At 72.6% G+C, this 21,450-nt stretch carries 16 protein-coding genes and 1 riboswitch; of the genes, 3 read left to right on the top strand and 13 right to left on the bottom strand.

What is annotated here, in order from left to right; all coding sequences use genetic code 11:
- Positions 1-59: 59 nt before the first annotated feature.
- The 5 genes from ACFQBR_RS01665 to ACFQBR_RS01645 form a co-directional block, all read right to left on the bottom strand.
- Positions 60-1,799 carry a DUF885 domain-containing protein gene (locus tag ACFQBR_RS01665; RefSeq protein WP_267945893.1) on the bottom strand — a complete coding sequence of 580 codons (1,740 nt, stop codon included), beginning with the start codon at positions 1,797-1,799 and terminating at the stop codon, positions 60-62.
- Positions 1,800-1,899: 100 nt separating this feature from the next.
- Complete coding sequence (locus ACFQBR_RS01660) at positions 1,900-2,493, bottom strand: GTP-binding protein (RefSeq protein WP_017565656.1); 594 nt, start codon at positions 2,491-2,493, stop codon at positions 1,900-1,902.
- 34 nt (positions 2,494-2,527) lie between these two features.
- Positions 2,528-2,935 carry a DUF742 domain-containing protein gene (locus ACFQBR_RS01655; protein WP_267945894.1) on the bottom strand — a complete coding sequence of 136 codons (408 nt, stop codon included), beginning with the start codon at positions 2,933-2,935 and terminating at the stop codon, positions 2,528-2,530.
- A gap of 107 nt (positions 2,936-3,042) precedes the next feature.
- On the bottom strand, positions 3,043-3,444 hold the full coding sequence (locus ACFQBR_RS01650; RefSeq protein WP_014909276.1) for a roadblock/LC7 domain-containing protein: 402 nt from the start codon (positions 3,442-3,444) through the stop codon (positions 3,043-3,045).
- A 232-nt stretch (positions 3,445-3,676) separates the two neighbouring features.
- The gene (locus tag ACFQBR_RS01645; protein ID WP_344176369.1) at positions 3,677-6,940 is read right to left on the bottom strand and encodes a sensor histidine kinase; all 3,264 of its coding nucleotides are present in this window, start codon (positions 6,938-6,940) and stop codon (positions 3,677-3,679) included.
- A gap of 798 nt (positions 6,941-7,738) precedes the next feature.
- On the opposite strand from ACFQBR_RS01645, the gene ACFQBR_RS01640 reads away from it, so the two are divergent.
- Positions 7,739-8,821, top strand: coding sequence for a M15 family metallopeptidase (locus ACFQBR_RS01640; protein WP_344176272.1), 1,083 nt, complete (start codon positions 7,739-7,741; stop codon positions 8,819-8,821).
- 24 nt (positions 8,822-8,845) lie between these two features.
- Here the strand turns inward: ACFQBR_RS01640 and ACFQBR_RS01635 are convergent, their stop codons facing one another.
- The 7 genes from ACFQBR_RS01635 to ACFQBR_RS01605 form a co-directional block, all read right to left on the bottom strand.
- Positions 8,846-9,520, bottom strand: a complete 675-nt coding sequence (locus ACFQBR_RS01635) for a hypothetical protein (protein ID WP_267945896.1) — start codon at positions 9,518-9,520, stop codon at positions 8,846-8,848.
- Between the two features lie 35 nt (positions 9,521-9,555).
- Positions 9,556-9,780, bottom strand: coding sequence for a hypothetical protein (locus tag ACFQBR_RS01630; RefSeq protein ID WP_267945897.1), 225 nt, complete (start codon positions 9,778-9,780; stop codon positions 9,556-9,558).
- Positions 9,781-9,901: 121 nt separating this feature from the next.
- Positions 9,902-10,936, bottom strand: coding sequence for a LacI family DNA-binding transcriptional regulator (locus ACFQBR_RS01625; RefSeq protein WP_267945898.1), 1,035 nt, complete (start codon positions 10,934-10,936; stop codon positions 9,902-9,904).
- A 178-nt stretch (positions 10,937-11,114) separates the two neighbouring features.
- Entirely contained in the window at positions 11,115-12,515 is a 1,401-nt protein-coding gene (locus tag ACFQBR_RS01620) for a GH1 family beta-glucosidase (RefSeq protein ID WP_267950465.1), read from the bottom strand.
- Between the two features lie 158 nt (positions 12,516-12,673).
- On the bottom strand, positions 12,674-13,543 hold the full coding sequence (locus ACFQBR_RS01615; RefSeq protein ID WP_344176270.1) for a MetQ/NlpA family ABC transporter substrate-binding protein: 870 nt from the start codon (positions 13,541-13,543) through the stop codon (positions 12,674-12,676).
- A 108-nt stretch (positions 13,544-13,651) separates the two neighbouring features.
- Positions 13,652-14,395, bottom strand: coding sequence for a methionine ABC transporter permease (locus tag ACFQBR_RS01610; RefSeq protein ID WP_378551789.1), 744 nt, complete (start codon positions 14,393-14,395; stop codon positions 13,652-13,654).
- Positions 14,392-15,348: a methionine ABC transporter ATP-binding protein gene (locus ACFQBR_RS01605; protein WP_267950466.1), complete on the bottom strand. Its 957-nt coding sequence runs from the start codon at positions 15,346-15,348 to the stop codon at positions 14,392-14,394. Before ACFQBR_RS01605 ends, ACFQBR_RS01610 begins: the two co-directional genes overlap by 4 nt.
- A 698-nt stretch (positions 15,349-16,046) precedes the next feature.
- On the opposite strand from ACFQBR_RS01605, the gene ACFQBR_RS01600 reads away from it, so the two are divergent.
- Positions 16,047-17,081: a coiled-coil domain-containing protein gene (locus tag ACFQBR_RS01600; protein WP_267945901.1), complete on the top strand. Its 1,035-nt coding sequence runs from the start codon at positions 16,047-16,049 to the stop codon at positions 17,079-17,081.
- 504 nt (positions 17,082-17,585) lie between these two features.
- A complete protein-coding gene (locus tag ACFQBR_RS01595) occupies positions 17,586-18,596 on the top strand; it encodes a DUF3558 domain-containing protein (protein ID WP_344176266.1) in 1,011 nt (336 codons plus the stop codon).
- A 160-nt stretch (positions 18,597-18,756) separates the two neighbouring features.
- Here the strand turns inward: ACFQBR_RS01595 and metE are convergent, their stop codons facing one another.
- Positions 18,757-21,048, bottom strand: a complete 2,292-nt coding sequence (gene metE, locus ACFQBR_RS01590; protein ID WP_344176263.1) for a 5-methyltetrahydropteroyltriglutamate--homocysteine S-methyltransferase — start codon at positions 21,046-21,048, stop codon at positions 18,757-18,759.
- Between the two features lie 160 nt (positions 21,049-21,208).
- Positions 21,209-21,383: riboswitch (cobalamin riboswitch) on the bottom strand.
- Positions 21,384-21,450 lie beyond the last annotated feature (67 nt).

Below are 21,450 nucleotides of genomic sequence, written 5' to 3'. Positions count from 1 at the left end.
TCGCGTTCCCGGACCGGCGGGAGGGGCCGTGTCCTGCCCGTCCTCCCCGGCCCGGGCCCCTACAGTCCGAGCAGCGTGCGCAGGTGGCGCGGGGGCGGGGAGCCGTGGGCGAGCATCGCGTCGTGCCGCTCGCGCTCGCTGAGCGAGGGGCGCGCGGCGGCGAGGTCCCGGGCGATGTCGGACACCTCCGCGTAGCCCACGTAGTAGGTGGACAGCTGCGCGCTGGTGAGCTGGGCCCGGCGCCACTTGCCCACCGCCTCGCCCTCCTCCTGGTGGCCCCGCCGCGTCAGCAGGGAGATCGCCTCGGCCTCGGCCAGGTCGCCCGTGTGCAGGCGCACGTCCAGGATCGCGTTGAGGATCATCCGCAGGCGCATCTTGAGCTGCACCAGGCGCAGGGCCAGGTTCTCCCGGGGGTCCTCGGCCCAGCCGTGCCGGGCGAGGAGCTCCTCCGCGTAGACCGCCCACCCCTCGATGAAGGTGCCGCTCCACAGGACGTTGCCGACCCGGGTGCCGCCGGTGTGGCGCGCCGCGTGGGCGAGCTGGAGCGCGTGGCCCGGCACCGCCTCGTGGACCATGAGGTTGCGCAGCATGCTCGCGTTGTACTCGCGGAAGAACGACGCCCGGCGCTCGGCCGGCCAGTCGGCGGGCGGCGGGGCGACCGCCACCAGCGTCGGCCGCTCCAGGACCGCGGGGTCCAGCGGGGTGGGGACGACCGCGCCGAAGGCGTCCCTGGAGGGGGGCGCGGGGAGGCGGGCGGGCGGGTCGCAGTAGGCCACGGCCACGCCCCTGCGCGACTCGGGCATCGGGATGATCCGGACGGGGTCGTCGTACACCGTCACCAGGTCGAGCCCGCGCACACGCCCGTCGAGGTGCATGAGCGCGTCGGCGCAGGCCGGGCGCACGGTGTCGGCGTCCGTGGCGTTCTCCGCGGCGAGCGCCGCCAGCACGTCCGCCACCTGGCCCTCGCGGCGGGGCCGGCCCTCGTACTCGGCGGCCGCCTCGGCGATCGCCTCCTCCGTGGCCAGCAGGTCGCTCTCGGCGCGCACCAGGAGCGCGTCGGGCGACAGCTCGGAGTCGAGCGTGTACCAGAGCTGGGCGGCGAAGTCCCGGGCGCCCAGCCGCGGGTCCGCGGTGGCCCCCTCCATCCGGCCGCGGAGCCAGTCCGCGTACTCCTCCACCGCGGCCAGGGCTGCCAGGCGCTCCGGTTCGAGCCGGGAGGGCGCCGACGGCTCCTGTGCGGCCAGCGCGGGCACGCCCGAGGCCAGCATGGCCCTGGCCCCGTCGAGCTGCGCCAGGGCCGTCTCGACGTGCACACGGGGCATGCCCGGTCCCTCGGACAGGCGGGCGCGCGCGGTGGCGAGGTAGTCGGGCAGCGCGGCGCAGCGCGAGGCCAGGGCGGCCAGGCGCTCGGAAAGGGGGAGGGTGTCGCGCTCCAGGAGGGCGTAGAGGGCCTCTCCCGGCGAGTACAGGAGCGGGTCCCACGTGCGGGGCCGCAGCTCGGTGGTGTGCCACAGGTCCGCGCTGATCCTCGACCGCAGGACCTCCAGGTCGACCAGGTCGCCCGCGGGGACGAGGTCGCCGTCGATCTCGTCCAGGGAGCCGAGGGCGTCGGTGAGCACCGCGACGCGGTGCGCGTCGGCCTGCGCCGACAGGTCGGAGAGGCGGGCCGCGCCCCGGGGGTCGCCCAGGTCGAGCGCCCACTCGGGGGCGTCGTCGAGAAGGAAGTCGAGCACCCGCTCGGCCACCTCGCGGAACCGCCGTGTCATCGCCTCTGCGCCGGGCTGGGAGGAAGAGCTCATCCCGCCATGATGCCAGCACGGACGCCCGGTTCCCGCGTCGCGGGAACCGGGCCGTGCTCTGTGCGGGACCCCGGCCCGGGTTGGCCCAGAAGCCTGCGGGCTAACGCCAGGAGTTCTGACCGCCCGTGGAAGTGGGCTGTCCTGCGGCGCCCTCGGGGTCCCCCACCGTGATGGCGTGCTCGACGAGGGTGATGAGCGTCGACTTGGTGGAGGCCTTGTCACGGGCGTCCACCTGGACGATGGGGATCTCCGGGCTGAGCGTCAGAGCGTCCCGGACCTCGTCCGCGGCGTGGGGGTAGTAGCCGTCGAAGCCGTTGATCCCCACGATGAACGGCAGGCGCGCCTCCTCGAAGTAGTCGATCGCCGGGAAGCAGTCCGCCAGGCGGCGGGTGTCCACCAGCACGACGGCGCCGATCGCACCCTTGACCAGGTCGTCCCACATGAACCAGAACCGGTGCTGTCCGGGTGTGCCGAACAGGTACAGGATCAGGTCGGAGTCGAGGGAGACGCGGCCGAAGTCCATCGCCACGGTGGTGGTCTGCTTGTCCGGCGTCTTGGCGAGGTCGTCCACCCCGACGCTGGCGCTGGTCATGACCGCCTCGGTGGTCAGCGGCACGATCTCGGAGACGGAGCCAACGAATGTCGTCTTCCCGACACCGAAGCCCCCGGCGACGACGATCTTGACCGACGTCATCGCGTTCCCCCCAGCACCGCCTTCCTCGGCTGGGCTAGAGCTTGCGAAGTCCACTGAGCACCCTTTCAAGCAGGTTGGTGTTGGGACGGGCTTCGTTGTTGAGCGAGGACCTGATCTGGACCAGTCCCTGCTCGGACATGTCCGCCACAAGCACCCGCGCCACGCCGAGCGGCATCCGCAGCAGCGCGGAGATCTCCGCCACGGAACGCCATTCCCGGCACAGGTCGCTGATCGCCTGCCATTCGGGCGTCAGCGTCCCAGACTCGTTACGGGCCGCGGCGGTCGCCGAGATCAGAGCTTCCAGGGGAAGCTGCGACTTCGGCTTGGTGCGTCCCTTGGTGACCGCGTAGGGGCGGACCAGAGAACTGGGCGCGCTCCCCGCCGCGGGTCGTTGTTCGTACTGTTGTTGGATTGGTCGAGGAACATCTCCGCCGCCCGGCACGGCCGGCGTCCCCCCGGTGGGGGGTCCGCCCGGCTGTTGTCCGAACCACGAGGCGCTCCCGGCATCTCTACTGTGAGGTGCCACCACTTCCTCCTGTCGGTGGTGGATCAGTGGATTCCCGAGGTGCGCGCCGTTGGTGTCAGCGCCCGCCCCGCCCGCTCGACGAGCAGGGTCATCTCGTACGCGACCAGGCCGAGGTCGCTCTCCGCCGCCGCCAGGACCGCGAGGCAGGAGCCGTCGCTGATGGCCATGATGAGCATCAGCCCCCGCTCCATCTCCACCACGGTCTGGGCGACCGCCCCACCTTCGAACACCCGGGCCGCGCCCTGCGTCAGGCTCGACAGACCGGAGGCGATCGCCGCCAGCTGGTCGGCCCTGTCAGCCGGGAACCCCGCCGACGAGGCCAACGGAAGGCCGTCTGAGGAGACGACGATCGCGTGGGCGACGTCAGGGACCCGGTCGGCAAAGTCAGTGATCAACCAGTTGAGTTCATTCACCTGTCGACTCATCTGATCTCCTGTCCAATTCGCCGGCTTGGTCTCTCGGCACTGCTACCGCCGGCACGGCATGTGACAGCACTGCCTCTAGGAACTGCCCGGCCCCTCCCGTGGGGGTGGCCGGGAGTCTGGTGTTCTGCTCTGGTCAAGCCGTGGGTGCGGCGCGTCCGAGAAGCTCGGTAGATGCTATTGCATCCGGCTTCCCCGAATAAGGGGGACCCCGTCCCACCAGGTTGCACTGGGGTCACTCCTCCGTACCTTCGCCGAGCTGGTTCCGGCCGTCGCGGACACCCTTCTGGAAACCAGAGAAGCGGTTTCGGACACGGTCCGCACTACGAGTGGGCATCTGCTTGAAGTTCTCCGGCTTGGGGGCTGTTCCTGGGACAAGGTTTGCCTTGGGAACCCGTTTTGGCAAGCCCGACGTGGTGAGGCCGCCCGCGAGCGGCTCGGCTGCGGTGCGCGCGGCCTTCCAGCCGCGGTCGGCCGCGGAGTTCCACTCCTGCTCGGAACGGGTGTCCTGACCGTTCGCCGCGGGCTGGGGGCGCTGGGCCGACCGGGTCGGCTGCGCCCGGCGGTCCTGGTTCGGGTCGACCTGCTGGATCGGACCGGTCTCGGTCGTGTCCACGGTGGGCCCGCCTGTGCGGCGCTTGAACCAGTTGGACTCGATCGCGTCGAAGATCGGCAGCGAGTCGTTGTCCTCGCCCGACGGGCTCGGCGGCACGACGGTGTTGTTCGGGCCCTGGGTCCCTCCGTAGCGGCGGGAGAGGTAGGCGGTGGAGCCGTAGCCCTCGCGCGTGTCGCCGCCGCCCGAGCGCCAGTTCCCGGTCTCGTTGGACGAGGGGGCCTGGGGCTGCTGGGTTCCGGCGTTCCAGTCGGAGGCGACGGCCGGGAAGGTCTCGGTGTCGTCCCCTCGCGCCGGGGCCGCAGGGCGCTCGTGGGCCCCCGCGTCGCGGCCCGCGCCCTCGTCCCTGCCGAAGACGCTCCGTTCGGACTGTCCGCCGCCCTGCGACGCCGACCCGGTGTTGCCGAAGGCGTCGTAGGAGTCGGCGGCCCCGGCCGGGCGCCGGAAGGCGCTGGTGTCGGTGACGGGGCGGCGGAAGGACCCGGTGTCGGCGGGACGGCCGAACGCTCCGGTGTCGGAGGAGCGGTCGGCGGACCCGTTGTCGCGGAAGGGCGAGTCGCTCCCCGCGTCGGAGCGGGGGGCCGGGTCGAAGAGGCTGCGTCCGCCGGTCTCCGGCTTCGGGCCCCGGTCGTCGTCCTCGGGCGTGTCGTAGGGGTCCACGACCGGTCGGCCGTTGGCGCCGGCGTCCGCCCCGGTGGTCCCGGAGCCCTTGGCGGTGCCCCAGACGTCGGAGCCGCTGCTCTGCCAGAGGTCCTGGCCGCTGGGCGGGTGCTCGTCGGAGCGGACGGTGCCGGGCTGGCGCTTGGGCAGTCCGCCGAAGTCGCCCGCGCCGGAGTCGGCCCCCTGGGTCTGCCAGGGGTCGCCGGGCTCGCTCGCCGCCGGGCTGGAGGCGAAGGCCGCCTGGGCGTCGGCGAAGGTGTCCGGCGCCCCGGAGGTGAGCTCGGGCCGGCTGTCGGCCACGCCCAGGGCGTGCTGCCCCTCGACGGGGGTGATCAGCAGGTCCGGCGGGAAGGTGACGTGGGCGGTGGTACCGCCGCCGTGCGCCTCCTCGAGACTGAGCTTGACGCCGTGGCGGTGGGCCAGGCGGGAGACCACGAACAGGCCCATGCGGCGCGAGACGGCGACGTCGATGACCGGCGGGGCGGCCAGGCGGGCGTTGATCGCCGCAAGGTCCTCCGGGGCCATGCCGATGCCGCTGTCGGTGACGTCGACCTGCACGCCGCCGTTGTCGAGGGTCTTGGCGCTGACCAGGACCTCGGTGTCGTGCGGGGAGAACGAGGTGGCGTTCTCCACCAGCTCGGCGACGAGGTGGATGACGTCGTTGACCGGGCGGCCGAGCACCGAGATGTGGGAGGGGGCGCGCACGTTGACGCGCTCGTACTGCTCGACCTCGGAGACCGCGCCGCGCAGGACGTCGACCAGCGGGACGGGCTGGGCCCACTTGCGGGTGTTGTCCTGACCGGAGAGGACCAGCAGGTTCTCGTTGTTGCGGCGCATGCGCGTGGCGAGGTGGTCCAGCTGGAACAGGTCGGAGAGCCGGTCGGAGTCCTGCTCGGACTGCTCCAGGCCGTCGATCAGGCGCAGCTGCCGCTCCACCAGGGTCTGGCTCCGGCGGGACAGGTTGACGAACATCGCGTTGACGTTGCTGCGCAGGGCCGCCTCGTCGGAGGCCAGGGTCAGGGCCACGCGGTGGACGTCGTCGAAGGCGCGGGCGACCTCGCCGATCTCGTCGTTGCTCTCGACCTCGATCGGGGTGACCTTGACCGCCTCGGGGACCGAGCCGGCCTCCTGCATCCGGTTGATCGCGTCGGGCAGGTCGCGCTCGGCGACCCGGCGGGCGCCGTCCTCCAGGGTGCGCAGCGGGCGCACCAGGGAGCGGACCACCAGGGAGGTGAGGACGAAGACGGCGAGAAGCACCAGGGCGACGACGAGGAGGTCGGTGAGGGCGCGCATCATGGCGCCGGCCCGCAGGTCGTTGGCCTCGGCGGCGATGCCCTCGGCGATCTCCTCCTCGACCGTCTGGAGGCGCTCCAGCGCGACGTCGGCGATGTCCTTGTACGCGTCGGGGCCGTCGTTGGCGGTCACACCGGTCAGCGGGTCGTCGCGCTCGGCGCGGTACATGACGCGCATGCGCATGGTGGAGACCTGGCTGACCTCCAGGCCGGTGAAGTGCTCGTCGAAGACGGCGCGCTGCTCGGTGGAGGCGGCCTGGACGAAGTTCGAGATCTCGTTCTCGTAGCGGGCGCGGCTGGAGTCGATGGCCTCGGAGATGCCGCCGGTCATCGAGTCGCGGGCCAGCGAGTGGCTCATCAGCGCCGTCTCGTACGAGAGCTGGTCGCGCGCGTTGGAGAGCGCGGTGAGCGTCCGGACGCTCTCACGCAGGGCGGTGTCGCCGGTGTCGTCCGCGATCGTCTGGTTGAACTCGGTCAGCGCGCGGGAGACGGTGCGGTACTTGGTGACGACGGGGAGGACCGTGATGCGGGTCTCGTCGACCTCGGTGCGCAGGGCGTCCAGGGTCGCGATCTGGCTCCGCATGCCGGTGAGCCGGTTGTTGGCGAGGGAGCCCTCGACCTCGCCGATGTCGTCGAGCCGGGCCGTGAGGCTCTGCTGGAGGTCGCGGGTCGCGTTGCGCTGGTCCTCCATCTCCTGCCGGAGGTCGTCCGACCGCCGCGCGGGGTCGGCGTTGTCGGAGATGTACACCGCGCTCGCGGTGCGCTCGCGGCCCAGCTGGTTGGCCAGCTGCACGATGAGGACGCCGATCTCGGCGCGGTCCTCGATGTGCGCGTGGGTGACGGTGGAGACCGCTGCCTCGTAGACCCTCAGTCCGCCGAGCGCGAGCGCCACGGCGGTGGGGATGACGATGAGGGCCACCAGCCGGGAGCGCACCCGCCAGTTGCGTGGCTGCCACCGTTTGGCTCTGCGCTGGGGCGCGGCGTCGGCGTTTTCGGCCTGCGCCGCCGCGCTCTGAGCGCTGGCCCCGTCTTTTGTCGCTCGTGTCGACACGGACCCTCGCAACCTTTCGTGTCACCGCCTCGAGCGGTTGGTTGGACCCCAGGGGCCGACCACTCCGGCCGAAGACTCTTCGGGGAAAAACGGTGGGGACCACGTGGGCCACCGAACCAGGAGCGGTGGGGAATGTGGGGAGATGTGAAGACTGTCCGCCGGACTCGCCTGGGAGGAGAGGCTGCGCGCACCCAAAAGCTTCAGGAGGTGCGCGTGCGGTGGATAGCGTACCAATGCGTGCGAAGGTATCGCTTCCGCCGTTTGACGGCGATGGACAAGATCATCTTCGTCCGCCTAGCAGCATAATGCCCTCAATGTCGGCATTATGGCTAATCCCCCAGGTCAGACATAGCGACCGAAACCCACTCAGGTGGCCAGGTAACTTTTTGGACACACCATCAGCTTCCCCATCAAGACTCCCCCGACATGACATCGTGACAAGACGTAGACGCAGGTCCTGAGGAGGAAGCGGAGATGCGTGCATCGCCTTGCCCCGGTGCGGCTACCGTGCGCAGCGGAACGCATTCGGACGGTCCGGTCCCAGGAAGGGAAGCCGCCTCCCGGAACCGGTCCATTTCGGTCACCGCCGCACTTCCGCTGGGTCTCCTGGCCCTTCTCACCCTGTTCGCGACCCCGGGGGCCGCGGCCGACGACACGACCGGGGCGGCCACCCTCGGGGACGTGCGCGTCGAGCTGGCCGAACTGCGCGCGGGCACAGAGGTCCTACGACAGGAGGCCCTCGGCAAGATCGAGCGCTACGCGGAGGAGAGCGAGCGCCTGGAGGAGTTGGCCGAACGGAGCGCCGAGGCGGCCGAGCGCGCGGACGCCGCCGGCGAGCGCGGCGAGGAGGCCAGGATCGCCGCCGCCCGCCAGGCGGCGGCCGTCTACATGGGCGCCGACGTGGGACCGGTGCACGCGTGGGGCGGGTCCGAGGGCCCCTCGGGCATGCTCGAACGCGGAGCCCTCCTGCACGTACTGGGGGAGCACAGGGCCGCCGAACTGGACCGCGCAGGGGCTGCGCGGGTCGTGGCCGACACCGTCGACGGCCTGGCCGAGACCGCCGAGCGGGAGCAGGCGGAGGCGGTGGAGGCAGCGGCGGCGGCCCGCGAGGAGGCCGTGGAGGCCGTCACGGCCCAGGAGGAGCGGACCGCATGGCTCCTGGAGGAGCAGACCCGCCTGGAGGCCCGGCTCGCGGAGGTCGGCGACGCGGGGGGCAGGGAGCGGCGCCGTGAGGAGACCCTGCGCAACGCGCGCGCGGCGTTGTCATCCACCGATGGAGACAACGGTGAACGGAACAATGCCAGCGATGACAGAAACGGCCGGGAAGCGCGGCAATCGCCCGCCGCGGACACGGGGTGCGCGCGGGGGGAGGCCGCGGCCCATGCCAACGGCCGCATGCCGGAGTCGGTGCTGTGCCCCCTCCCCCAGCCCGGCGAACGGCTGCGGGCCGACGCCGCCGAGGCCTTCATAGAGCTCGACGGCGCCTACCGCGAGGCGTTCGGCCGCCCCATGTGCGTGACCGACTCCTACCGCCCCTACCACGAGCAGGTGAGCCTGTTCCACGAGATGGTGCCCGGCATGGCCGCGCGCCCGGGCACCAGCCGGCACGGGCTGGGTGTGGCCGTGGACCTGTGCGGGGGCGTGCACGAGGCGGGGTCCCCCGAACACGAGTGGATGCTGGCCCATGCCCCCGGGTACGGCTGGGACAACCCGCCCTGGGCGCGCGGCGGGTTCGAGCCCTGGCACTGGGAGTTCACGCCCTGACGGCGGTCCCGGCCCCGGCGCCGCTCAGACCTGGGAGCCGACCCGGACCTCGAAGGTCCCCAGGACGCCCGCGTCCACGAACAGTTCGTCGTCCTCGTCCAGGCGCGGGGTGGAGACGGGCAGGAGGACGCGCATCCGGCCCGCTCCGGAGGGGCCCGACACCAGCCAGGCGTCGGCCGGGTCCGCGATCCCCCGGCCGACCTCCCTGTCGTCCACCGAGGCGCTCAGCTCCAGCGGCGCCCCCGGCACCTCGTCGGCGGTGGTCAGGACGGGCCCCAGGCTCAGCTGCACCGCGGCTCCGCCCTCGTCCAGCCACAGGCAGGCGGGTGTGTAGGCGCTCGCCGGACCGTCGCCGCCGGCGACGGCCGCCACGCCCACCAGCGCCGTCCGCGCGGCGGGCGGGACCGCGTCGTCCGAGCCCTGCACGAGCTCCGGGTGGATCTCCCACACCTCGCCGCCGACCAGGGCCGGCACCAGGGCCGTGGGGGTCACCGGTGCGCACATGCGCGCCTCCGGCTCGACGATGATCTCGACCGGCGCGGCGGCGGCCCGCCCGCCGGCCGCGGCCAGGGCGTCGCCGCCCGCCGCGAGCAGGTCCGCCAGGCCGCCGGGGTCGGGACTGCCCAGCACGTCCCCGTCCTCCAGCACCCCGACGCGCTCGCCCCCGCCACTCGGCGAGAGATAGGTCACCCAGCGCATGCGCTTCTCCTTTTCCACGCGGGAGCGGAAGCGCCTCAGAGGACAGCGGTCGGGCTGTGCTCCTTGCCCGTCCCGGCGCACCCCCGGCACGGCTCGTCGACCCTGAGCCAGACGATCACACCGCTCCCGTCCCGGTGCGGCCGCTCGGGCCGCCACCATCCCGTTCCGGAACAGAACCGGCACTCGACGCCGTCCTGGTCGCACCACCCGCACGACGAAATCGCGCACCGGGTGTGTGTCGGTCCCCGCATCGGCTCCATGCGCTCCCACCGTCTCCAGCGAAATCGCGACCAGCCTTGCACAGCGGTGGTACGCGAGTCCAGCCGGGCCGGGGGCGAACCGCCGGGTCAGAGGCGCTTCGCGGGGCGTCGCGGCGCGGGGTCAGCCGGACTCGCGCACCACCAGGTGGGTGTCGAGGGTGACCGTCTCGGCCTCGACCGTGCGGGGGATCGCCACGTCGACGAGCAGTCGCGCCATCTCCCGGCCCATCTGGACCGTGGGCTGGTGGATGGTGCTGAGCGGCGGGTCGCTGTGCTGGGCCATGACCGTGTCGTCGTAGCCCACCAGGGCCACGTCGTCGGGCACCCGCAGCCCGCGCTCGCGCAGCACGCGCATGCCGCCGATGGCCATCATGTCGGAGCCCGCGAACACGGCGTCCGGCGCCGGACCGGTGTCCAGGAGGCGCGCCATGGCCTCGGCTCCCCCCTCCACGCTGAAGTCCCCGCGGACCACGAGGCGCTCGTCCACCTCGATCCCGGCCGAGGCCATGACGTCGCGGTAGCCGCGAAGGCGCTCCTGGCCGGCGTTCATGTCCAGCGATCCGGTGATGGTGGCCACCCTGCGGTGACCGCGGTCCAGCAGGTACCGGGTGGCCGCGCGGGCGCCGCCGTAGTTGTCGATGTCCACGCAGTACGGGGCGGGCTGGTCCGGGGAGTGGGGACGGCCGCCGTGCACGACCGGCACGCCCGCCTCGGCCAGGCGCGTGGAGAGCGGGTCGTCGCGGTGCTGGGACACCAGGAGCGCCCCGTCCACGTGGAACCCGCTGAGGTAGTCGCCCACGCGCTTGTGCTCGGCCTCGGTACGGGCCGTGGTCAGCATCAGCTGGAGGTCGCGCTCGTGCAGGACCGAGCTGACGCCGCGGATGATGTCGGCGAAGAAGGGGTCCGCGAACAACCGGTCGCGCGGTTCGGAGACGACCAGCGCGATCGTGTCCGTGCGCCGGGTGACCAGGGTGCGCGCGGCCTGGTTCGGACTGTAGCCCAGTTCGGCGATCGCGTTGTGCACGGCTTCCCGGGTGTGCGGACTCACCTGGGCGGAGCCGTTGATCACCCGGGAGACGGTACCGCGGCCGACCCCGGCCCGCTCCGCCACCATCTCCAGGGTCGGACGCTGCCGACCGCCACCGCTCTTGGCCACTTCGAGGCTCCCTCTGGGGTTCGTGTTCCGCCGCCCCGGGGCGGGCCCCGGGGCGGCGGTGTGTTCGACGGACGCTCTCATGGTGTCGTCCCGCCGGGAACGACGGTGTGGGGCGCCCCGGAGGACGCCCCACTGCCGTCCGCGGCCCACCGGGCCGCCGGCGCCTGTACGCCCGCGCCTACCGCTCGGGGAACCGGCCCGTCCCAGCAAGTGTGGCGTACCAGAGCCCGCTGTCCTTGACGGTCCTGCGCTGGGTCTCGTAGTCGACGTGCACGATCCCGAACCGGCGGGAGTATCCCCACGCCCACTCGAAGTTGTCCAGGAGCGACCATGCGAAGTACCCGCGCAGGGGGATCCCGGCGCGGACGGCCTCTCCGGCGGCCCTCAGGTGGCCCTCGTAGTAGTCGGTGCGCTCGGTGTCGTGGACCCGCCCGTCCTCGGTCACGGTGTCCTCGAAGGCACAGCCGTTCTCGGTGACGTAGAGGTCGATGCCGCCGCTCTCACCGGCCAGGCGCTGGAGCACGTCGTACAGCCCGGTGGGGTCGATCTCCCATCCCATGTGGGTGACGGGGAGCCCCTGGGAGACGTGCACCTCCTCCGGGTCCGAGGCCAGCCAGGCGTTCCCGCCCTCGCCGCTGACCAGTTCGGGGTCCAGCCCCTTGGCGGAGGCGGCGACGAACTCCGGCGAGTAGTAGTTCACACCGAGGAAGTCCAGCGGCGCGGAGATGGTCTCCAGGTCTCCGTCGGAGACGAAGGAGAAGTCGCTGATCTCGGCGAGGTCCTCCAGGACGTCCGCCGGGTAGCGCCCCTTGAAGAGCGGGTCGGTGAAGATCCGGTTGCGCACCCCGTCCGCGCGGCGCGCGGCGCGGGCGTCGGCCGCGGTGGGGCCGTGGGGGCGGATGACCGCCTGGTTGTGGGCCAGCCCGACCTTGGCCGGGTGCCCCGTGGAGCGGATGGCCTCCACCGCCAGGCCGTGGCCGAGCAGCAGGTGGTGGGTGGCGGCCACGGCCTGGGCCGCGTCCTTGTGGCCGGGCGCGTGGTGGCCGTTGTGGTAGCCGAGGAAGGCCGAGCACCAGGGCTCGTTGATGGTCATCCAGTGGCCGACGCGGTCGCCGAGGGCCTCGGCGACGACCTGGGCGTAGTCGCGGAAGCGGTAGGCGGTGTCGCGGGCGGGCCAGCCCCCGGCGTCCTCCAGCGGCTGGGGCAGGTCCCAGTGGTACAGGGTCGCCCAGGGCTGGACCCCGGCCTCCAGGAGGGAGTCGACGAGGCGGTCGTAGAAGTCGATCCCGGCCTGGTTGACGGCGCCGGAGCCCTCGGGGACGATCCGCGGCCACGCCACGGAGAAGCGGTACGCCCCGAGGTTCATCTCCTTCATGAGCGCGACGTCTTCGGCGTAGCGGTGGTAGTGGTCGTCGGCGGGGTCACCGGTGTCGCCGCCCAGGACCTTGCCGGGTGTCTCGGCGAAGGTGTCCCAGATGCTGCGGCCCCGGCCGTCCTCGGTGGTGGCGCCTTCGATCTGGAACGAGGCGGTCGCCGCCCCCCAGAGGAAGCCCTCGGGGAAATCGTTGCGGTTGCTCACTTCTTCGGTACGCACCTTCCGTGACGAGGGGACATCGTTGTGGGAGCGCTCCCATAAAACAAACAGAGTAGTACCCCGATGTCAATCGACCGGATGCAGGCCGAAACCCAACCGTTACGCGGGGGCGCCTGCGCCGCGCGCGGGCGCCCCCGGGGGGCTCAGTCCTCGGAGGCCCCGCCGCCGACGGGGAGCACGATGCCCTCCCAGCGCTCCTCCATGAACCGGCGCACCTCGTCGCTGTGCAGCAGCTCGTCGAGCCTGACCACGTCCTCGGCGTCGGCGTCCTCGGACCGCACGACCAGGCCGTTGGCGTACTGGTTGTCCTCGGTGCCCTCCCAGGCGAGGGCGTTGGCCGTCGCGGGCAGGTCCGCCTCCAGGGCGTAGTTGCCGTTCACGACGGCCGCGTCCAGGTCCTGGAGCGAGCGCGGCAGCTGGGCGGCCTCCACCGGCGTGACGGTGAGGTCGAGGGGGTTCTCCTCGATGTCGTCGACCGAGGGGGCGCTCCCGCCGGTGTCGGCGAGCGTGATCACGTCCTCGGCGGCCAGGAGCTCCAGGGCGCGCCCCATGTTCGAGGTGTCGTTGGGGACGCCCACCTCTCCGCCCTCGGGCAGGTCGGCCAGGTCCGTGAGCTCCTGCGAGTAGACGCCGAACGCCTCCAGGTGCACGTCCGACACGTAGCTCAGGTCCGCGTCGGGGTTGCCCTCCAGGTACTCGTCCAGGAAGGGCGCCGTCTGGTAGTAGTTCACGTCCAGCTCGCCCTCCGACAGGGCGGCGTTGGGCTGGTTGTAGTCGGTGTACACCACCACGTCCAGGTTCAGGCCCGCGTCCGCCGCCAGGTTCTCGTCGACGAACTCCAGGATCTCCGCGTGCGGCATCGGCGTGGCGCCGATCCTCAGCGTCGTCAGCCCCTCGGCGTCCGTGCCCTCCTGGGCCCGCTCGCTGGGGCTGCCGCAGGCCGCCAGCACGGCCGCGGCCAACCCCGCGGCGGCGGCCCCCCGCGCCACTCGTGCCCTCGTACTCCCGGTCATCGCTGTCTCCTTCCTCGTCGGTCAGAAAAATCGGGGGGTCGGGGGAGTGCGGGAGGGGGCGGGCCCGCGGCCCGCCCCCGGGGTCGCCGGCCGTCGGACGGGACCCGGTCAGCGCCGTGACAGGCGGCGCACCAGCAGGTCGCCGATGCTCTGCGCGATCTGGACGATCACGATCAGCAGGATGACGGTGGCCCACAGGTAGTGGTCGTTGAACCGCTGGTAGCCCTCGCGGATGGCCAGGTCCCCCAGTCCCCCGCCGCCGATGGCGCCCGCCATCGCGGAGTAGGAGATGAGGGCGACCACGGTCATCACCAGGCCCGCGATCAGGCCGGGCAGGGCCTCGGGCAGCAGCACCTTGCCCACGATCGTGAAGCGCCGGGTGCCCATCGCGTGCGCGGCCTCGACGACGCCGCGGTCGACCTCCCGCAGGGAGGTCTCCACCAGGCGGGCGAAGAACGGGATGGCGCCGATGCTCAGGGGCACGATCGCCGCGGTCGGGCCCAGGGTGGTGCCCACCAGGAAGCGGGTCAGGGAGAGCACCGCCACCATCAGGACGATGAACGGGAGCGAGCGGCCGATGTTGACGACCGCGCTCAGGACGGCGCGCACGGCCGGCGCCGGGGTCAGCCCTCCCCGGTCCGTGGACACCAGGAGCACGCCCAGCGGCAGGCCGACCAGCACGCTGATGAGCGTCGCCCACACCACCATGTAGACGGTGTCCTGGGTGCCCAGCCACAGGCTGGGCCACATGTTCGGCCAGTCCTGGACGAACGCGACGATCGCGTCCCAGGCGCTGCCGCCGTCGGCCGCGGACGCCGCGAGGGTGGGGGCGTCGGTGGGGTTGGTCATCACTTTCCGGCCTCCTCGACCAGCAGGCCGTGCTCGGACAGGTAGGCGAGCGCCTCGGCGCGGCGGGCGCCGCGCATGTCGACGCTCAGACGGCCGACGGACTGCCCGGCGACCTGCTCCACGCCGCCGCCCAGGATGTTGACGTCGACGTCGAAGCGGCGGGTGAGCTCGGACATGAACGGCTCGTCGAAGGAGCGCGGGTAGGTGATGAACACCGTCTCCGGGCCGCCGTTGGCGGGCAGCGGGAAGAGGGAGCGCGCGAGCAGCGACCCCGGCGTGCCGATCAGGTCGAGGACCCGGCCCGACTCCAGGAACACGCCCTTCTCCATGATCGCCGCGGAGTCGCAGATCCGCTTGATCACGTCCATCTCGTGCGTGATGAGGAGGATGGTGAGGCCCAGCTCGTCGCGCAGGCGTCGCAGCAGGGCGAGGATCGAGTCGGTGGTGGCGGGGTCCAGCGCGGACGTCGCCTCGTCGCTGAGCAGCACCTGGGGGGCCGAGGCGAGGGCCCTGGCGATGCCGACCCTCTGCTTCTGGCCGCCGGAGAGCTGCGCGGGGTAGGCGCGCGCCTTGTCGCCGAGGCCCACGAGTTCGAGGAGTTCGCCGACGCGGGCCCGCCTGCGGGTCCTGTCGACGCCGGAGACCTCCAGGGGGAAGCCCACGTTCCCGGCGACGGTGCGCGAGGACAGCAGGGCGAAGTGCTGGTGCACCATGCCGATGTTGCGCCTCGCCGCGCGCAGCCGGGCCCCGCGCAGCGAGGTGAGCTCCTCGCCCGCGACCTCGACCGTCCCGGCGTCGGGGCGCTCCAGGAGGTTCACCGAGCGCAGGAGGGTGCTCTTGCCCGCGCCGCTCTGGCCGACCACCCCGAAGATCTCCCCGGGTTCGACATGCAGGTCGACCCCGTCCAGGGCGGTCACCTGGTGTTTCTTCAACCTGTAGGCCTTGTGCAGGCCCACTGCGTCAATCACGGTTTTCCCATCGACGTCTCAGCGGTGGTCTCACGGCGCCCTGTGCAGGAGCGCGGGGGGCTGGACTCGGCGTGGGGTTGACGCCCACGTCCGAGCGTACGGAGAGCCCCGCGGGCGGGCGGCGGCGACGCGCCGGTGCGGGTGCGCGCGGCGGGTCGGCGGGCGGGCGCCCCCGTGTGGTCGGGAGGGTCCGACACCCCCCGCGCCGCGGGGCGGCCCGGATCGGCGCGGCGGGCGGGCGGCTCCCTACGAGCGGTTCCCGGAGCGGGCCCGCAGGCCCGTGCGGGCGCGACACAGGCCCCGGCGGGAGGCCGGACACCCCGCGGTGCCGTCCGCCCGGGCGGGAATGGTGGTCGCTTGGTCGCGCTCTGGAGCCTTCACGGTCCCAAGCCAACCATGGCGGACCAGCCACTTCACCTGAATCATCATCCGAATTCAGGTTATTTAGACCACATTGACAACCTTTGTCCACCGGTGGAATCGTCCCGTCTTTCCCCAATCCCCGCGCGAGTGCCTACACTCATGACCATCCCGTGACTCCCACTCCCCCTCCGCGGCACGCGCGAGGGGTCAGGGGGCGGGGCCGCGACGGCGGCCCGACCCCGTACGGGAACAGACGAGAAGCAGCGCCCGCCCCTCTCCCGTGCCCGACGGGAGTGTGCGCGGGCTCGAGGAGCGACCACACAGTGCAGTCCGACGACCTGAGCCGAGTGGACGATTTCGCCGACTTCTGGGCTCCCGACCCCACCGACCGCGCCCGGGGCGAAGGCCTCGCACGGGTACTCCCGGCGATCGTCCGCCCCGGCCGCGCACGCGTGGCCGCGCTCGCCGCGGGCCTGGTCGGGAGCTTCCTCGTCCTTCCCCAGACCGCCCTCGCGGCGGCGCCCATGGACCCCGAGAGCATGAGCTCCCTGCGGGAGCGCGCGGACAGCCTCAGCGAGGACTACAACGGCGAGCTCCGCGACATGGAGGGCGTCATCGCGGAGGCCGAGCGCGCGGAGAACCGCGCCGAGGGCACCCGGGAGGAGGTGGACGCCGCGCGCGAGCAGGTGCGCGCCCTGGCGGTCGCCACCTACACCAGCGGCGGCATCGACCCGTCGATGTCGCTGTTCGTGGGGGACGAGCCCGACACGGTCATCGACCGGGCCGTGGTCGTCGACTACCTCGCCACCAGCAACCAGGACAAGATCGACCAGCTCGACCAGGCCCTCTCCCGCGACGAGACCGCGCAGGAGGCCGCGGAGGAGCGGCTGGCCGAGGTCGAGGCGGACCTGGAGGAGCTGGAGGAGCGCCGCACCGAGGTGGACCGGCTGATCGCCGACCACCCCGAGCAGCCGATGGGCGGCCAGTACAACATCACCCCGCGCACCGAGCTGATGCGCCAGCGGGTCATCGACGAGTTCGGCGAGGGCCGGGACGTGGGCGGCGTGGGCTGCTACCGGGCGGTCGGCGGCTGGGTCGTCGGGGAGCACCCGCTGGGTCGGGCCTGCGACTTCATGCTGGACCCGAACGGCGGCATGCCCTCGCAGGAGCAGGTCGACCGCGGCTGGGCGATCTCCGAGTGGGCGATGGAGCACGCCGACGACTACGGGATCATGTACGTCATCTACCGGCAGCAGATCTGGGACGTGCGCCGCGGCGACACCGACTGGCGCGCGATGTCGGACCGGGGCAACCTCACCGAGAACCACTTCGACCACGTGCACATCTCGATGTTCTGAGGCCGTGCGGCGGCCGCGGCCGGGGCGCCGACCGGCCGCGGCGCCGAAGCGCCCCGGCGGACAGCGGCCCCATTACCCGGACGCGGGCGCGGAATCCAGACGTCGGCGTCACGATTGCGTCACGCGAACCATGATCTCGCACGCAACCGACACAAAACAGTGACGATTCACCCTGTTACCCCTGGTCGGGCCTGCCGCGGGGACATACCCCGCGGCTACTATGCACAGGTCCCGACCTCGGCCCGGGGATCCCCCGGAGCCTCCCACGATCGGCACCCCCGGTCCCCCGGGATCCTCCTCACGGAGACGGGGAACGCCCGGCCCCACGCCTCCGCCCTCGCCCGCGGGAAGGCGGTGGCGGTAGGTGCGCCTCCCCTCGCACGGCCCCTGTACCGCTCCGACCGCGCTCCGGCACGGCCGCGCGGTCCCGGAAGTCGTGAGAACCCACCGGCACGCACACGCGTCCCAGACAACACGGCCAGCACATCACGGGCGAGGGGAGCCATGAGCGAAAACGGACCTTACAACCAACCACCGCAGAACCCCTACGGTGGCGGGGACAACAGCGGGGGCCAGCCCCCCTACGGCGCCCCCTACGGCGACCCGGGCACGGGCGGCCAGCCCGCCTACGGCGCCCCCACGGGTCCCGGCCAGGGCTTCCCCGGCCCGGAGCAGCAGATGTACGCGGGCGGCCAGCCCCCCTACGGCGGCGGCCCCGGCTACCCCCATCCCCAGCCCCAGCCGCCCCAGGGCGGCGGCAGGGCCAGGCTGTGGGTCGTCATCGGCGGCGGCGTGGTCATCGTCGTCCTCGTGGTCGCGGTCCTGGTCATGCTGGTCACCAACGGCAACGAAGGGACGACCGTCGCGGCCCCGCCCGAGGGCGAGCCCTCCGCGAGCGCGGAGGAGGCGACCGGCGGCGACGAGCCGGCCCCGGAGCCCGACCCCGACGCGGCCCCCGCCGGCGAGCCCCCCTACTCGGTCCCCACCGAGCCCTGCGACGCCTTCACCGAGCAGGTCGTGGCCGACTTCCTCGTCACCGACGGCGGCAACAAGTCCGTCCGCGACGAGAACTCGTACTGCGACACCCTGGACGCCACCCTGCCGGAGGGCAACCCCCCCGGCGGCTACGCCTCCTTCGAGATCGTGTACCAGACCCCCTACTCCGCAGCCGACTCCGTCGAGGCCGCCACGAGCCAGTTCCAGGACACGGTCGCCCAGATCACCGGCGAGAGCGAGTACAGCACCCTGTACGACGCCGGTGACGTGGAGGAGAGCAAGGAGGTGGAGCTCGGCGACGAGGCCCACTTCATCGTCACGAAGTACGACTTCGTGGGCGACCTCATCCCTGAGGCCGTGCTGCTGGTCAGGACCGCGAACCTGAACATCCAGATCACGTACCAGCTGCACCCGTCCTTCACGGGCGAGGACTCCGCGGAGGACCTGGTCCTCCCCGACAACCTCGAGGAGATCATGGTCAACGCCGGCGCCGACGCGCTGGCCGTGGTCGGTACCTGACCGGTCCACCGCAGGGACGGGGAGGGGCCGCGGCGTCGCCGCGGCCCCTCCCCGTCCGCTTCGCCCCGTGCCCGGCCCGAGGCCCTGGGCGCCCGCTCACTCGCGGAGACCGCCGGCCGCCTCGCCCCGGAGGCGCCCGGGCCGGGCACGGAACACCCCGCTAGCGGGCGCCGGGCAGGTCGGCGCGCACCCGGCGGGCGGCCTCCACCATGTTGCGCAGGGCCTGCTCCGCCTCGGCGTAGCCGCGCGTCTTGAGACCGCAGTCGGGGTTGACCCACAGGCTCCCGGCGTCGATGTGCGCGACGGCCAGCCTCAGCGAGCCCTCGATCTCCTCCACGGACGGCACCCGCGGTGAGTGGATGTCGTACACGCCGGGCCCGATCCCCCGCTTGTAGCCGCGGCGGCCCAGGTCCTCCACCAGCTCCATCCGGGAGCGGGCGGCCTCGACGCTGGTCACGTCGGCGTCCAGCGCCTCGATGCCGCCGACGATGAGGCCGAACTCCGAGTAGCACATGTGCGTGTGGATCGTCGTGGACGGCGACACACCGGACGTGGCCAGGCGGAAGGAGTTCACCGCCCAGTCCAGGTAGGCGGCGCGCCGCTCCTCGCGCAGCGGCAGGAGCTCGCGCAGGGCCGCCTCGTCCACCTGGATGTGGCGGATGCCCGCGCGCTCCAGGTCGGCGACCTCGTCCCTCAGCGCCAGGCCCACCTGGCGGGCGGTGTCGCCCAGCGGCTGGTCGGTGCGCACGAACGACCAGGCGAGCATGGTCACCGGGCCGGTCAGCATGCCCTTGACCGGCTTGTCGGTGCGCGACTGGGCGTAGGTGATCCACTCGACGGTCATCGGCTCGGGGCGCGAGACGTCGCCGAACAGGATCGGCGGGCGGACGCACCGCGAACCGTAGGACTGCACCCAGCCGTTCTCGGTGGTGGCGTAGCCCTCCAGCTGCTCGGCGAAGTACTGGACCATGTCGTTGCGCTCGGGCTCGCCGTGCACGAGCACGTCCAGTCCGATCTCCTCCTGGAGCGCGACGACCCGGTCGATCTCCTCCCGGAGGATCTGCTTGTAGGCGTCCTCCGCCAGGGCGCCCCGGCGGCGCGCGGCGCGGGCGCGGCGCAGTTCCGCGGTCTGGGGGAACGACCCGATGGTGGTCGTGGTCAGCGGCGTGTCCGTGGGGGCGCCCCTGTCCTGGGGGCGCTCGTAGGCGTCCGGGCCCAGGGCGTCCAGGCGGGCGCGCACGCGGGCGTCCGTGAAGCCAGGACCGCCGCCGGCCCCGCCCGCCGCATACTCGGCCTCGGCCCCCTCCGAGAGGACGCGGCCGAGAAGGGCCGTCTCGTACGCCTTCTGCTTGGCGAAGGCCAGGGCCTCGCGCAGCTCGGGGGCGAGGGAGGTCTCCGCGTCGAGGTCGATCGGCACGTGCAGGAGCGAGCAGGACGTACTCACCGTCAGCTCGTCCGTGAGGGCGAGCAGGGTGCCGAGCGTGGCCACGGCGGCCGGGACGTCGGTCCGCCAGACGTTGCGGCCCTCCACCACCCCGGCGACCAGGCGGGTGCCGCCGAGGCCCGAGACCTTGACGAGGTCGTCGACGCCCTCGCCGTCGGTGACCAGGTCCAGGCCGACGGCCTCCACCGGTGAGTCCTTCAGGACCCGCAGTGCGGGCGCCCCGATGGAGCCGAAGTAGGTCGAGACCAGGAGGGAGGGGCGCTCGGTGAGGGAGCCCAGGCGCCGGCAGACCCGCTCCAGGAGCCCGACGGCGGCGCGTCCCTCGTCGGTGGCCAGGATCGGCTCGTCCAGCTGCACCTCGGCGGCCCCCGCGGCGGAGAGGCCGGCGAGGAGCTGGGCGTAGGCGTCCAGGAGCTGGTCGAGCAGCTCGACGGGGCGCCAGCCCTCGGGGGCGTCGTCCGCGGCCTTGGCCAGCAGGAGGAAGGTGAGCGGGCCGACCAGGACCGGGCGGGTCGGGAAACCCGCCTCGGCCGCCTCCCGGAACTCGGCGAGGGGCTTGTCACCGACCAGGCGCGGGCGGGTGCTCGGCGACAGCTCGGGGACCAGGTAGTGGTAGTTGGTGTCGAACCACTTGGTCATCTCCAGCGGCGGGGCGCCCTGCTCGCCCCGGGCGAGGGCGAAGTAGCGGCGCAGCTCCTCGTCGCGGTCGCCGGCGGCGGCCGGCGAGGCGAACCGGGAGGGCACCAGGTCGAACAGGACCGCGGTGTCCAGGACGTGGTCGTAGTACGAGAACGTGTTGGACGGGATGTCGTCGACTCCCGCCTCGCGCAGCTGGGCGTAGACGCCCAGGCGCAGGCCGGCGGCGATGCCGTCCAGCTCCTCCGCGGCGGTCTCGCCCCTCCAGTACGACTCGCAGGCGCGCTTGAGTTCCCGGTTCGGGCCGATCCGGGGGTAGCCGTGCACGGTGGAGCGCACGGACGGCCGGGAGGCCTCGGGGGTGTGGGGCATGAGCTTCTCTCCCTCGTCGAAAGCCGGGTACCGGCCACGGGGGTGAGCGAGGACGCGGGCATGCCCGGGGCCACGCCGTGGGCGTGTGCGCCTGCCGCCGCTCCTCGGCCCTCCCTCGGGGCACGGGACCACCGGCGGCACGGGTGCGCCGCCGGGTGGAGGCAGGTCTTCGGACTCGGGGGCGCGGACGGCGCGAGCACCGTCCTCCTACTGGCCGCCGCTTCCCGGTTTCCGACCTTTCCGACCGGATTACCAGTGCTTATGGCGACGTTCGTTCCCTCATACCGCTGCGGGGCAGTCCCGGAGTCGCACCGGGTTCCCTCTTGCGACACACCCCTCCCCTTCCGGGCGCGGCCCGGGTTCTGGGGTGGAGCATGTACCTTCCACGCCTGCAAGTATAGG

It is taken from the genome of Nocardiopsis tropica (assembly GCF_042660575.1).
Classification (GTDB): Bacteria; Actinomycetota; Actinomycetes; order Streptosporangiales; family Streptosporangiaceae; genus Nocardiopsis; species Nocardiopsis tropica.
The sequence above is the reverse complement of the archived record's forward strand: the minus strand, read 5'-3'. Positions and strand labels throughout refer to the sequence as shown.